This is a genomic window from Allosediminivita pacifica (assembly GCF_003054175.1).
Taxonomy (GTDB): domain Bacteria; phylum Pseudomonadota; class Alphaproteobacteria; order Rhodobacterales; family Rhodobacteraceae; genus Allosediminivita; species Allosediminivita pacifica.
In genome coordinates this window covers 54,925-67,443 of the sequence record NZ_QBKN01000027.1, presented here as the reverse complement: position 1 = coordinate 67,443, position 12,519 = coordinate 54,925, and the positions used below count along the sequence as shown (strand labels likewise).

The 12,519-nt window shown below is 65.1% G+C and carries 11 protein-coding genes and 2 pseudogenes; 7 read left to right on the top strand and 6 right to left on the bottom strand.

All coding sequences use genetic code 11. The features are described 5' to 3' along the window. Window positions 1-92: 92 nt before the first annotated feature. Window positions 93-784: pseudogene (locus C8N44_RS18270) on the bottom strand (IS3 family transposase); the annotation flags it as partial. A gap of 65 nt (window positions 785-849) precedes the next feature. On the opposite strand from C8N44_RS18270, the gene C8N44_RS18265 reads away from it, so the two are divergent. Further along, a complete protein-coding gene (locus C8N44_RS18265) occupies window positions 850-1,866 on the top strand; it encodes an IS110 family RNA-guided transposase (protein WP_107978221.1) in 1,017 nt (338 codons plus the stop codon). Between the two features lie 237 nt (window positions 1,867-2,103). Here the strand turns inward: C8N44_RS18265 and C8N44_RS18260 are convergent. Beyond that, window positions 2,104-2,220: pseudogene (locus tag C8N44_RS18260) on the bottom strand (transposase); the annotation flags it as partial. 105 nt (window positions 2,221-2,325) lie between these two features. Between C8N44_RS18260 and C8N44_RS23665 the strand changes: the two are divergent. The 6 genes from C8N44_RS23665 to C8N44_RS18235 all read left to right on the top strand — a co-directional run bounded on the left by C8N44_RS23665 (window position 2,326) and on the right by C8N44_RS18235 (window position 8,497). After that, on the top strand, window positions 2,326-2,514 hold the full coding sequence (locus C8N44_RS23665) for a hypothetical protein (protein WP_188758766.1): 189 nt from the start codon (window positions 2,326-2,328) through the stop codon (window positions 2,512-2,514). 401 nt (window positions 2,515-2,915) lie between these two features. After that, the gene (coxB, locus tag C8N44_RS18255; protein WP_107978220.1) at window positions 2,916-3,881 is read left to right on the top strand and encodes a cytochrome c oxidase subunit II; all 966 of its coding nucleotides are present in this window, start codon (window positions 2,916-2,918) and stop codon (window positions 3,879-3,881) included. Further along, window positions 3,878-6,433, top strand: coding sequence for a cytochrome c oxidase subunit I (gene ctaD, locus C8N44_RS18250; protein WP_107978219.1), 2,556 nt, complete (start codon window positions 3,878-3,880; stop codon window positions 6,431-6,433). The genes coxB and ctaD overlap by 4 nt, the downstream gene beginning before the upstream one ends. Next, the gene (locus C8N44_RS18245) at window positions 6,430-6,846 is read left to right on the top strand and encodes a hypothetical protein (RefSeq protein WP_107978218.1); all 417 of its coding nucleotides are present in this window, start codon (window positions 6,430-6,432) and stop codon (window positions 6,844-6,846) included. Before ctaD ends, C8N44_RS18245 begins: the two co-directional genes overlap by 4 nt. Further along, complete coding sequence (locus C8N44_RS18240; RefSeq protein WP_244641121.1) at window positions 6,846-7,415, top strand: cytochrome c oxidase assembly protein; 570 nt, start codon at window positions 6,846-6,848, stop codon at window positions 7,413-7,415. Before C8N44_RS18245 ends, C8N44_RS18240 begins: the two co-directional genes overlap by 1 nt. Continuing rightward, on the top strand, window positions 7,412-8,497 hold the full coding sequence (locus tag C8N44_RS18235) for a c-type cytochrome (RefSeq protein WP_107978216.1): 1,086 nt from the start codon (window positions 7,412-7,414) through the stop codon (window positions 8,495-8,497). Before C8N44_RS18240 ends, C8N44_RS18235 begins: the two co-directional genes overlap by 4 nt. A 10-nt stretch (window positions 8,498-8,507) precedes the next feature. On the opposite strand, the gene C8N44_RS18230 is transcribed toward C8N44_RS18235, so the two are convergent. Genes C8N44_RS18230 through bglB form a run of 4 tightly spaced genes read right to left on the bottom strand, consistent with a single transcriptional unit; the run spans window position 8,508 to window position 12,448 of the window. After that, complete coding sequence (locus tag C8N44_RS18230) at window positions 8,508-9,806, bottom strand: TRAP transporter large permease (RefSeq protein ID WP_107978215.1); 1,299 nt, start codon at window positions 9,804-9,806, stop codon at window positions 8,508-8,510. 3 nt (window positions 9,807-9,809) lie between these two features. Then, on the bottom strand, window positions 9,810-10,313 hold the full coding sequence (locus tag C8N44_RS18225) for a TRAP transporter small permease (protein ID WP_146178870.1): 504 nt from the start codon (window positions 10,311-10,313) through the stop codon (window positions 9,810-9,812). A 12-nt stretch (window positions 10,314-10,325) separates the two neighbouring features. Further along, entirely contained in the window at window positions 10,326-11,303 is a 978-nt protein-coding gene (locus C8N44_RS18220) for a TRAP transporter substrate-binding protein (RefSeq protein ID WP_107978213.1), read from the bottom strand. Window positions 11,304-11,329: 26 nt separating this feature from the next. Continuing rightward, on the bottom strand, window positions 11,330-12,448 hold the full coding sequence (gene bglB / locus C8N44_RS18215; protein WP_107978212.1) for a beta-galactosidase BglB: 1,119 nt from the start codon (window positions 12,446-12,448) through the stop codon (window positions 11,330-11,332). Between the last annotated feature and the right edge of the window lie 71 nt (window positions 12,449-12,519).

Sequence of the window (12,519 nt, the reverse complement as noted above, 5' to 3'; positions counted from 1 at the left end):
GAGCCCGTCTGGGCAAACGTAAAAGGGCATCCGGAGCATCGGATGCCCCATGACCTGCTGACCTAAGCAGCCAGATTTTCCCGACATAGGACGTTGTCGCTGACCACCATGCACGGATAGCCGCGCACCCGAGCGATGCTGTCGAGCTCACGGCCAACGCGTTGCCCCGACAGCGAGGTGTCCACGAGCGTTGCCAGGCATTCCCGGCTATAGTCGTCGATGACGCAGAGCACACGGAAACGGCGCCCATCCGACAGGCTGTCTGAGACGAAGTCCAGGGACCATCGCTGGTTCGGCCCTTGCGGGATCGCCATCGGCGCCCTCGTTCCGATCGCGCGCCTGCGACCACCACGCTTGCGAACTGTCAGGCCTTCTTCACGGTAGATTCGGTAGAGCTTCTTCCAGTTCACCTGCCAGCCCTCTCGGCCCAGCAGGAGGTGCAGTCGCCGATAGCCGAAGCGCCGCCGTTCGCCGGACAACTCCTTCAACCTCTCTCGCAGCTTGATGTCTGCAGGCTTGGTTGATCCACGCCGATAGACACGCGGATCAATCCCGGCCAAGGCACAGGCCCGCCGCTGGTTGTAGCTCTTCTCTGTCATGGCCCAGTCCACTGCTCGTCGCCTTGCACCGGGCTTCAGAAGTTTTTTCCCAGCATCTCCTTGAGCGTGGCCACATCCAGCATCTGTTCCGCGAGCATCTTCTTGAGCTTCGCGTTCTCAGCCTCCAAGGCCTTCAGCCGTTTGGCCTCCGACACCTCCATGCCGCCATACTTCGAGCGCCACTTGATGGGATGGACGGCTCTCCCGTCCCGGACACAGGATCGGGGTATTGGAGACACAGGAGGTAAACATGACCATCAAGACCCTGGGCATCGATCTGGCCAAGAACGTGTTCGAGCTATGCGGGCTGGACGAGAGCGGAGATATTCAACTCCGCCGGCGTGTGAGACGGGATACTCTTCTTCTGGCCGTGGCTGAGATCCCAGCCTGTGTGATCGGTATCGAGGCCTGCACCGGAGCGTTCTACTGGCAGCGGCAGTTCGAGGCACTCGGCCACGATGTCCGGGTCATCGCGCCGCAGCACGTCAAACCCTTTGGGCGGCGTCAGAAGAACGACCGAAACGATGCAGAGGCCATCGCGATCGCCGTCATCCAGCCCCGCATGCGGTTCGTGCCGAAGAAGAGCGTCGCCCAGCAGGATGTTCAGACCCTGCATCGGGCCCGCCGGCGCATGGTCAATCACCGGACCGCATTGGTCAGCCAGATGCGTGGCATTCTGCTCGATCGCGGGATCGCCTTTGGGCAGTCGATCACGCGTGCTCGCTCCATGATTCCCCGGATCATCGAAGACAGAAGCAACGAGCTCACGGACCTCTGCCGCGAGACTCTGTCGTCCCTCCTGGAACTGATGTCCGAGATCGACAAGCGGGTCCGGGAGTTCGACCGCCGCATCGATCGGGTCTACCGGGAAAGCGAAGCCTGCCGGCGGGTAGGAAAGATACGGGGCGTAGGACCGAAGACCGCCACAGCCGTCGTAGCCGCGATCGGCGATGGCCGCGACTTCGACAACGGTCGGCACATGGCCGCCTGGCTGGGATTGGTCCCGCGCCAGCATTCCAGCGGTGACCGGACGATCCTGATGGGGATCAGCAAGCGCGGAGACCAGCACTTGCGGACCCTGTTGGTCCACGGGGCGCGAGCCGTCGTGAGAACCGCCGTTGGTAAGACGGACAGGTTCAGCCAGTGGGTGAACGAGCTCCGAGAGCGCCGGGGCACGAACCGGGCCATCGTTGCGGTCGCGAACAAGAACGCGCGCATCATCTGGGCGCTGTTGGCCAAGAACGAGGAATACCGCCCCGCGATCTGACGCAGGACGGTTCAAGGTGCAGGCGATAGAGGAAATGACCCGACCGGACGGACCCGGTGCATGGAGATCCTGGCTTTTATAAAGGCCCGAGAGGCCGACCATTTGTTGAGGACCATGCTTCGCGGATTACCCATTTGGGCGCGCCGACATCGACCGGTGACGCCGGATAGATGTCAGCACCCGTCACTGATCGGAGACTACCTTGAAACGCTTGCATGGGGAGAGCCGTCCATAGATGTAGAACGTGCCGTCACTGATGCCATGTTTCCGGCAGAGCTCCTTGGCGCCTATCCCGGCCTGGTGCTCTTTCAGAATGCCAATGATCTGCTCTTCGCTGAAACGGCTTTTCCGCATCGTCTGTCTCCTCGTCTGGAGAACAGGCTAACTTCAAACCGCGGACTTTTCAGGGGAGCGGGTCACGCGCGACGCATCAAGGAGAAGCACGAGCGCGAGCTCGCCATGGAAGTGGCCCGGCAGGAAGACAGCGCGCGCAAGCGCCGCGCTGTCATGGCCGAGCTTCTCGAAGCCTGGCTCGACGAGGCGGACGACGCGGCTGCCGGCGCGTTCCTTCTCGAGCTGGCGGAGTACGCGTCCGTCTCGGAAGAGAAGCTTCTCGCAACGCACCCGCGCTTTCCCGGGAACGCCTGACGCGCGGGCGACAACGCCGAACAGATGAGTGAGCAAAACGGGGTGCGGGTTTTCCGCGCCCCGCTTTCGCGTGTCTACTGCAAGCTGGGAACTTCGTCAGGCAGGCGCCGGACGACCGTCCCTTGCATGTGGCGGCATGGCCTACGGCGAAGCTACACCCGGCTGCCCTAAGTATTTGAAAGATCTCAGTGAACTCATGCTCCCGCAACCAATATCCCCGAAAAAGCCGCTCCCGAATGGGCTGCGGCCTTTTGCGTTTGGGGCGGCAAGGAACACGGTGGGAGGCAAGTGTCGGCAACGGAAGGCCCGGAGCTGATCGCAGCACACAGATCATTTTTTCGGGAACGATCGTGAGCGCTGGCGTGTTCAGCCCATGCGGTATTGCGGTCGGGGTTCATTACTTGCGGAAGTACTTTTTCCTGGGGCCGGTTCTTCTTGCCGGGTGTTCAGGTCGGCATAACTGGCTTGCCGGGGCGGGCGCCGAGGCCGCCCGGGTGGAGGAGTTGTTCTGGGTCCTGCTGATCGGAGCCGCTGTGCTCTGGACAGCCGTCATTGGGGCGGCCGTCTACGCCCAGAAACGGCAGGTCGATCCCTCACTTGAACGCCAGGCGCGCTGGTTCATCATCTGGGGTGGGGCCGTGATCCCGACCCTGCTGGTGGGCGGCTTGCTCGCTTGGGGCATGGTGATCCTGCGCGACATTACCTCCGATACCGGTGATTTGACGGTACGCGTCGACGGCGAGCGCTGGTGGTGGCGTGTGACCTACGAGGGCCCCGAAGGCGACGTGGTCACGGCCAATGAGATCCGCATTCCGGTGGGGCAAACCGCGCTGTTCCGGCTGACTGCGGATGACGTCATCCATTCCTTCTGGGTGCCCGCGCTCGGGGGCAAGATGGACATGATCCCGGGGCGCGAGACCACGCTGGCGCTGACGCCGCAGGAGGTGGGCAACTGGGGCGGCCTATGCGCCGAATTCTGCGGCGGCGCCCATGCGCTGATGCGGTTTGACGCGATCGTCATGGAGCCCGGCGATTTCGAGGCATGGCTGGCGGCGGAAGCCGCGCCTGCGCAAGTGTCCGAGGACGATCCCGGCTTTGCGGTCTTCCAGGAGGAAGGCTGCGGCGCCTGTCACGCGGTCCGGGGGACCGATGCGGCGGGGCCGGTCGGGCCGGACCTCACGCACGTGGCGGCGCGCGAGAAGCTCGGCGCCGGGGTCTACGAGATGACGCCCCAGAACATGGCGCTCTGGATCACCGAGACACACGAGATGAAACCCGACATCGACATGCCGCCCTATCCCGACCTCGACGGGGCGCGGCTTGACGCGCTCGTGGCTTTCCTCATGAGCCTGGATCACGCCGAATGACGCAGGAAATCGATCTGTCCAAGCTGCCGCCGGCCGAGCCCTACGACGAGGCGCGCGACAAGGCGCAGCGCAAGCGGCTGCTCGACGTCTGGCAGGAGCCGCCGGGCTGGAAGATCATCTCCGCGGTCAACAACGACCACGTTGGCAAGTGGTACCTGCTGACCTCCTTCGCCTTCTTCGTCTTCGCGGGCATCCTTGCCCTGATGATCCGGGCGCAGCTTGCGGTGCCCGACAACGACCTGTTCGGTCAGAGCCTCTACAACCAGCTGTTCACCCTGCACGGCACGGCGATGATGTTCCTCTTCGCGGTGCCGATCTTCGAGGCGGTGGCGATCCTTGTCCTGCCCGAGATCCTGGGCGCGCGGGACCTGCCGTTCCCGCGACTATCGGCCTTCGGCTACTGGTGCTTCCTGATCGGGGGCGTCTTCGTCTGCGGGTCGATCTTCTTCGGCGTGGCGCCGGACGGTGGCTGGTTCATGTACACGCCGTTGTCGTCGAACACCGATTACAGCGGGCTCGGGGCCGACATCTGGCTGCTGGGGCTGTCGTTCATCGAGGTCTCATCCATCGCTGCGGCGGTCGAACTGATCGTCGGTGTCCTGAAGTGCCGGCCGCCGGGGATGCGGTTGAACCTGATGCCGCTCTACTGCTGGTACGTTTTGGTGGTGGCGGGGATGATCCTTTTCGCCTTCCCGCCGCTGATCGCTGGGGACCTGCTGCTCGAGATGGAGCGGGCCTTCGACTGGGCCTTCTTCGACGTGGACCGGGGCGGCGATCCGCTGCTGTGGCAGCACCTCTTCTGGATCTTCGGGCATCCGGAGGTCTACATCATCTTCCTGCCCTCGATCGCGCTGATCGCGACGATGTTGCCGACCTTCGCCAACCGCCCCATGGTGGGCCATTCGTGGATCGTGCTGTCGGCCGTTGGCGTGGCCTTCCTGAGCTTCGGGCTCTGGGTGCACCACATGTTCACGACGGGGCTGCCCGAGATCTCGCTGAGCTTCTTCTCGGCGGCCTCCGAGGCGGTGGCAGTGCCGACGGGGATACAGATCTTCTGCTTCATCGCGACCATGCTGGTAAGCAAGGTTCGCGCGAGCGTGCCGATGCTGTTCGCGGGCGGGGCGCTCGCGATCTTTGTCTTCGGCGGCCTGACGGGGGTGATGGTCGCGCTGGTGCCCTTCGACTGGCAGGCGCATGACAGCTACTTCGTGGTGGCCCACCTGCATTACACGCTGATCGGCGGGATGCTGTTCCCGCTCTTTGCGGGCATCCACTACTGGTACCCCTTCGTCACCCAGAAGGCGATGAGCGACCGGCTGGGGACCTGGAGCTTCTGGCTGATGTTCGGGGGCTTCAACCTCGCCTTCCTGCCGATGCACTGGACCGGGGTCATGGGCATGCCGCGCCGGGTCTGGACCTACGACGTGACCGACGGCTGGGCGGTTCTGAACATGGTGTCGACGGTGGGGGCCTTCGTCTTTGCCGCGGGCTTTGCCGTGCTGGCGGTCAACGTGCTCTGGCCCCGTGGGCGCCAGCCGCTGGTCGAGCGCAACCACTGGAACGCGGGCACGATGGAATGGGTGGCCGAGGTGCCGGACAAGCCCTGGGGGATCCGCTCGATCCCCTACATCCACACGCGTTATCCGCTGTGGGAACAGCCGGACCTGATGGGGCAGATCGACCGGGGCGAGTGGTTTCTACCCGACGCGGAAGAAGGCAAGCGCGAGCTGATCGTGACCGACATCCTCGACGCGCGGCCGCTTTACGTGCAGCGGGTGGGCGGGCCGACCTTCCTGACCATCGGATCGGCGGTCTGCCTCGGCGCGGTGTTCATCCTTGCGACCTACCACCTCTGGGCGCTGACGCTGGCCTTTGGGGTGGGCTTCATCGGGTTCACGCTCTGGTGGCTCTGGACGGGAACCTCCGAAATCCCCGAGCGCCCCGAGAAATACGCGGGCCGCGGCCTGACATTGCCGACCTATGCGCAGGGCAACCGAAGCCCCGGCTGGTGGGCCGTTTTCATCACGATGACCGGCGATCTGACGGCCTTCATGGGGCTCGTCTTCAGCTACTTCTTCTACTGGACCGCACTGCCGGATTTCTTCCCTTCGGCCGATCAGATCCCCGGCATCAGCTGGTTGCTGCTTGGCCTCGTCGGGCTTGTCGCGGGCTGGCTGATGACGGTGGCGGCGCGAAGGTTGCTGGGCGAGGGGCGGCGCGGCATGGCGGTCGGCCTGCTCTGCGGCTCGGTGCCGGTCGGCTTTGCAGGGCTGGGCGCGTGGTGTCTTGCGGCCTGGCAGGCGGGGCTTGATCCGACGGCGCAAAGCTTTGACGCCATGGTCTGGATGCTGATCCTCTGGATGGGGCTGCACTTGCTGCTGAACGCGCTGATGCAGCTCTACGTGGCGGCCCGCATCCTTGCGCGGATCTGCACGCCGGACTACCGCGCGGACCTGATGAACCTGACGCTCTTCACGCATTTCCTTGCGCTGACGGCGGTGGTGATCTTCGCACTTCTGGCGATCTTCCCGATGCTTATGGGGGCGGCATGACACGCGAGTCCGACAAGCAGCCCGGGGGCTACGGGCCGCCCGGCGATGCGCCCCGGCTGATCGGTCAGGGCTCGGTCTGGATCATGGTCGCGGCGCCGACGATCTGGGCCCTGCATTTCGTGGCAAGCTATACCTTCGCGGCCACCTGGTGCGCGAAGGCGGGTCCCTCGCTGGCCGAGCCGCGTTGGATCATTGCGATGATGGGCGTGATCTGCGTGGCGCTGATCGGCTGGCTGGCACTGCTGGCGGTGCGACGCTATGGCGGGGTCTTCGTGATCTTCGAGGAAATCACCGAGAGCTCGGAACGCGCGCGGGACCGTTTCATCGGACACGTGTCGCTGCTGCTGTGCATCCTTTCTGCGGTGGCGATCGTCTTCACGGCGCTGCCCGGCTTTTTCTTTTCCACATGTTGATGCGGCGCGCCCTTGCCCTGGTCCTGCTGGTGGCCCTTTGGCTGGGGCCGCTGCCGGGGTTGGCGACGGGATCCATGGTGCTGCACATGGTCCTCCACCTCGGGGTCACTGCCGTGGTGCCGCTGCTTTGGGCGCCGCGCCTGCCGGCGGGCGGCGGGCCGGTCGCCCTGATGCTGGGGGGCGTGGCCGAAATGATCGTGGTCTGGGGCTGGCACCTGCCGGGGCCGCATCTCTGGGCACGGCTGACCGACACGGGGCTGGTGTTCGAGCAGCTGTCGTTCCTGGGCGCCGGGATGCTGCTCTGGGCGAGCGTGCGCAGCGCCGGGGCTTTCGGCGGCGTGCTGGTGCTGCTGGCGACGACCATGCACATGACGCTGCTCGGGGCGCTGATCGGGCTCAGCCCGCGCGAGCTTTATGGCGGGATCTGCGCGGGACATCTCGGGCTGAGCGTCCTGCAGGAACAGCAGCTTGCCGGGGCGCTCATGGCGGGCGCGGGCGGCGCGATCTATCTTCTGGCGGCGCTGGGGCGGCTCGGCCGGATGCTGCAATTGACGGAGGCACGGGCATGAGGGGCTGGAAACGCTGGGCCGGGGCTGCTGTTGCGGCGCTTTTGGTCGGGGGAAATGCCTTCTACTGGTTGGGCGCCTACAACATCGCCGCCTCGCAGCCGCATCTGCCCGGCGTGGGCGAGGTGCTGCACCAGTATCTGCGCAACGTCATCCGGACGCGCGGCTGGGGCGTCGAGGTGCCCGAGCATGTGGATCTTGCCGACGCGGGGCTGATCCGGTTGGGCGCGGGGCACTTCGCCACCGGCTGCATGACCTGCCACGGGGCGCCGGGCATCCCGCGCAACCCGGTGGTCGAAGGCATGCAGCCCGAACCGCCGAGGCTGAGCGGCAGCTACGAGCCCGAGGAATACTGGTGGATCGCGCGGCACGGCTTCAAGTACACCGGCATGCCAGCCTGGGCCGGCGAGGGGCGTGACGACGAGCCCTGGGCCATGGCGGCCTTCCTGTCGCGCTACGAGAGCTTCGACAGGGCTGGTTTCGAGGAAGCGGCGTTTGGCGAGGTGGGCGGCTACGAAAGCGCCGGCGTCCGCTTTGGCGGGCTGCCCGGCGCCATTCCGCAGGAGCTTGGCTGCGCGCGATGCCACGGGGCGGACGGGCTGGGCCGTGATGGCACCGCGCCGAAGCTTGCGGGGCAGTCGGAGGACTGGCTTGTGCAGGTGCTGGGCGCCTATGCCGTCGGCCACCGGGAAAGCGGCTTCATGGAGCCGCTGGCGGCGCCGCTTTCTGATGAGACAATCGCCGCTATCGCGGCGCGCTATGCTGGGATGCAGGCCGACTGGCAGGGCGAGGCGCTGTCGATGGGTGATGCCGCACGCGGCGAGGATCTCGCCCGGCAGGGCAGCGAGCATGACGATATCGCGAGCTGCCTGTCTTGCCATGGCGACGGTGAGGAAGGACCGAAGCGCGCCGATACCCCGCGGATCGCGGGGCAGGACGGCTACTGGCTGGTCAACTGGCTGCACATGTATCGCGACGGCCCGGTGCCCACGACGCCGCGCGCGCACCTGATGGCGGCCGCGGCCCGGAACCTGAGCGATGCAGATATCCTCGACCTCGCGGCCTACCTCTCGCAGGCGGAGTAACCGGCGGCGGCTAAAGGCCGAGCATCCGCGGCAGGAAGAGCGTGAGCGCCGGCACGTAGGTCACCAGCATCAGGAAGCCGATCAGCAGCACGTAGAAGGGCAGCAGCGCCTTGATTGCCCTTTCGACCCGGACCTGCGCAACGCTGGCGCCGACGAAAAGGCCTGTTCCGACAGGCGGGGTGATCGTGCCGATGGCCAGGTTGAAGACGAGCACCACGCCGAAGTGTACCGGATCGACGCCGATCTGGTTGGTGATCGGCAGCATGATCGGCGTGAAGATCAGGATCGCCGGGCCGATGTCCATGAAGCAGCCGACGAATATCAGGATCACGTTGATGATCAGCAGGACCACGACCGGCTCGCTGGAGATCGCGAAGATCAGGTCGGTGATCGCCGCGGGGATTCCGGTGAAGGCCATCGCGAAGCTGAGCGCTGCCGATGCGGCCAGCAGCAGCATGATCGTGCCGGTGATCTGCGCGGTTTCCACGAGGAACTCCGGCAGGCGGGTGAGCGGCACGGTCCGGTGGATCGCGAAGGTCAGTAGCAGCGTGTAGAGGACGGCGATGCCCGAGGCCTCGACCGCGGTGAAGATGCCGCCCATGATGCCGCCTATGACGATCACGATGAGCAGCAGGCTGGGGATCGCGGAAAGCGTAGTCTCCCAGGCTTCGCGCATGGTGGGGCGCGGCTCGATCGGGTATCCGCGGCGCTTGGCGATCACGATCGACATGCCGGTCATGCCGAGTCCCCAGATGAGGCCAGCCACGCCGCCGGCCATGAAAAGGGCAGCGATCGAGGTGCCGCCCGAGACCAGAGAATAGATAATGAAGGCCGTCGTGGGTGGGATCAGCATGCCGGTCGGCGCCGAGGCGATGTTGACGGCGGCCGCGAAGCCACGGTCATAGCCGTCGCGCACCTGCATCGGGACAAGCACGCCGCCGATGGAGGTCGATGCTGCGATCGCCGAGCCCGAGATCGAACCGAAGAGCATGTTGCCCGCAATGTTGGTCTGCGCCAGCGAGCCCGGCACGCGCCCGGCGATGAGCTTTGCGAAGTTGACCAGCCGGATGGCGATGCCGCCCGAGTTCATCATGACGCCCGAGAGGATGAAGAAGGGAACCGCCAGCAGAGAAAAGCTGTCGAGGCTGCCCATCATCTTCTGCGCGGCGGTGAAGAGTGCCATGTCGAGCGGCACCACGAGCGTGACCGCAGCGAGCGATGCCGCCACGAGCGACACTGCGAGCGGGACCCCGAGGATGGCCATGAAGGCGAATACTGAAATGAGTATGAGGCTTGCTGGTCCGGCCATGGGTCAGTCTCCGGCCGCGATGAGCTTGTCGGCCTCGTCGGGTTGATCTCGCCGGTGTCGGACGAGATCGACCAGGTTGAGAAGGGAATAGGCCACGAACAGCGTGCCCGAGACCGGAAGCGATGCGTAGATCCAGGGCATCGGCAGGCGCAGGACGGCCGTTGTCTGGCCGTTGGCGATCTCCATCGCGCGCAGCCCGCCGGGGATCATCACTCCTCCCGCGAAAACGATGAAGGACACCGGCACGAGCATGGTCAGCGCCCGCCGCGCGGGACCGGGGACGAGATCGTGCAGCAGTTCGATCGACATGTGGGTGCCCTTGCCGCAGGAATAGGCCGCCCCCAGCAGGGACAGCCAGACCACCGACATACGGAGGATCTCCTCGGACGAGACCGAGGGCGAGTTGAGAGCGTAGCGGCTGAAGACCTGCCAGGCGAGCACGGCAACCATGCCGCCCAACAGGAGACTCATGACCGCACCGAGCGCCACGTCCAGTATGCGTCGCACGGTTTTCAAGGATCAGGACCCCGAGCCATCAGCCTTGGCGCGGATCTGGTCCACCAGCGCTGACATCTCGTCCGAGACCTCTTCGAAGATGGGCTGGACCGCGTCCTGGAAGGGCGCCTTGTCGACCTCGTGATACTCGATGTCGAAGTTTTCCTGTGCCGTCGCGCGCTCGGCTTCGACGGCCTCGGCCCAGAGTTCTTTGTGGTAGGCGGTCGATTCCGCGGCGGCCTCGCGCACGGCCTGCTGATGCTCTTCGCTCAGCCGGTTGAGCGTCGAGGTGGAGATGAGCACAACGTCCGGGATGCGGGTGTGCTCGTCGAAGCTCATGTGATCGACGACCTCGCCGTGGCGGGCGACGGTGACGGCAAAGATGTTGTTCTCGGCGCCGTCGAGGATGCCCTGCTGGATCGCGGTGTAGACCTCGTCCTGGCCCATGGCGATGGGCGAGCCGCCCAGCAGCTCGACCATGCGGATCGAGGTCGGGCTTTGCATGACACGGATCTTCTTGCCCTCAAGATCCTCGACGCCGAGAACCGGGTCGCCCTTCACGTAGAAGCTGCGCGCACCGCTGTCGTAGTAGGTGAGACCGACCATGCCCTGGCCCTCGGTCGAGGTGTAGACCGGGTCCATGATCTCGGCGTCGTCCAGGACGCTGTAGTAGTGATCGGTGTCGTCGAAGAGATAGGGCAGCGAGAATGTGCCGTAGATCGGCGAGAAGCTCTCCATGAGGCCGCTCGAGACCTTGGTCATATCCAGCAGGCCTGCCTGCACCTGTTCGACGAGCTCGCGCTCGCCGCCAAGCTGGCTGTCGGGGAAATACTGGACCGTCAGCTCGCCGTCGGTCTTTTCCTCCAGCAACTCGCCGAAGCGGGCCATGGCTTCCTTCGTCGGCGTCGCGTTCTGCGCATAGGCGAACCGCAGCGTGTCTGCCTGGGCAAGCGCGGTGCTGGCCAGAAGCCCGGCGAGGGCAAAAGTCGTGATCCGTGTCATAAGGTTCTCCTCCCTTGGATACGTCGTCAGATGTAGGTTCTCAGGTGTTCCGCGAGGCAGAACATCGCCATCGCCTGCCCGTAGGGCATGGAGGTCAGCTTGATCTGCCGGTAGAAATCGAGGTCATCGCCCATCGCGGTGCCGAACGAGACATTCAGCAGCTCGCCCTCTGGGCTGATGTTGTCGACCACGCCCTTGACGGCGCGCTCGGCGGTTTCGCGGTATTCCTCCCCGATGTAACGCTTGCGCACGGCTTTCGTGAGCCCGTAGCCGAAGCCCGCGGTGGCCGAGGCCTCGAGATAGCTGCCGGGATCGTCGAGCAGCGTGTGCCAGAGGCCGCTGTCGTGCTGGCTGTCCTTCAGCGCCGCGGCCTGGCGTTCCAGCAGGGCGATCAGGTGACGGCGCACCGGGTCGCCAGCTGGCAGGTCGAGCATGTCGATGAACTCGGGGATGACGATGGTCACCCAGGAGTTGCCCCGCGCCCAGAGCGCGCGGGCGAAGTTGTGGTTGCCGTCGAAGGTCCAGCCGTGGAACCAGAGCCCGCTGTGCGTGTCCATGAGGTACTGCGCATGGGTCAGGAACTGGAACTTGGCCTCGTCCACGAAGTCGGGACGGTCGAGCAGGAGCCCGATCTTGGCCAGGGGCATCACGCTCATCATCAGCGTGTCGTCCCACATCTGCTGGTCGTTGACGCTGTTGTAGACGATGTGCTGAAGGCCGCCGTCGCGGACGCGGGGCATCTCGTGCATGACCCATTCGGCCCAGCGTTCGAGATAGGGCCGCCAGGTCGGGCGCGGATCGCGTTCGTAGAGATGCGCCAGCGTCAGGAAGGGAGCAACGGTGTTGATGTTCTTTGTCGGCGTGCCCTCGGCCAGGCGTGCATCGAACCACTCGTGGATGATCTCCATCGCGCGGGCATTGCCGGTCAGCTCCCAGTACTTGAAAAGCCCGTAGAGCCCGATGCCGTGCGTCCATTCCCAGCCGGCCCAGCCCTTGGTGTCGATGACGCGGCCGTCTTCGAGCCGCAGGAGAAACTCGCCGGTGGTGTCCTCGATGGCGACGAGATTCTCGGCCAGTCGGTCGATGAGCTCGCAGGTCTCGCTGCGCGAGATGAAATGGTCCGGTTGCCGCAGAAGCGGATGCATGTGGTCTCCTCCCTCGCACCGATATTTTCGGAACGCCGTTTCGAAAATAAGGAAGCACACCCTGTCGCCGG

What these genes read in the sequence shown, in the direction of transcription:
- C8N44_RS18235 (WP_107978216.1), top strand. Translation starts at nt 7,412, where the DNA reads ATGAGGGGCTGGAAACGCTGGGCCGGGGCTGCTGTTGCGGCGCTTTTG.
- C8N44_RS18240 (WP_244641121.1), top strand. Translation starts at nt 6,846, where the DNA reads ATGCGGCGCGCCCTTGCCCTGGTCCTGCTGGTGGCCCTTTGGCTGGGG.
- C8N44_RS23665 (WP_188758766.1), top strand. Translation starts at nt 2,326, where the DNA reads ATGGAAGTGGCCCGGCAGGAAGACAGCGCGCGCAAGCGCCGCGCTGTC.
- C8N44_RS18220 (WP_107978213.1), bottom strand. Translation starts at nt 11,303, where the DNA reads ATGACACGGATCACGACTTTTGCCCTCGCCGGGCTTCTGGCCAGCACC.
- ctaD (WP_107978219.1), top strand. Translation starts at nt 3,878, where the DNA reads ATGACGCAGGAAATCGATCTGTCCAAGCTGCCGCCGGCCGAGCCCTAC.
- bglB (WP_107978212.1), bottom strand. Translation starts at nt 12,448, where the DNA reads ATGCATCCGCTTCTGCGGCAACCGGACCATTTCATCTCGCGCAGCGAG.
- C8N44_RS18230 (WP_107978215.1), bottom strand. Translation starts at nt 9,806, where the DNA reads ATGGCCGGACCAGCAAGCCTCATACTCATTTCAGTATTCGCCTTCATG.
- C8N44_RS18245 (WP_107978218.1), top strand. Translation starts at nt 6,430, where the DNA reads ATGACACGCGAGTCCGACAAGCAGCCCGGGGGCTACGGGCCGCCCGGC.
- C8N44_RS18265 (WP_107978221.1), top strand. Translation starts at nt 850, where the DNA reads ATGACCATCAAGACCCTGGGCATCGATCTGGCCAAGAACGTGTTCGAG.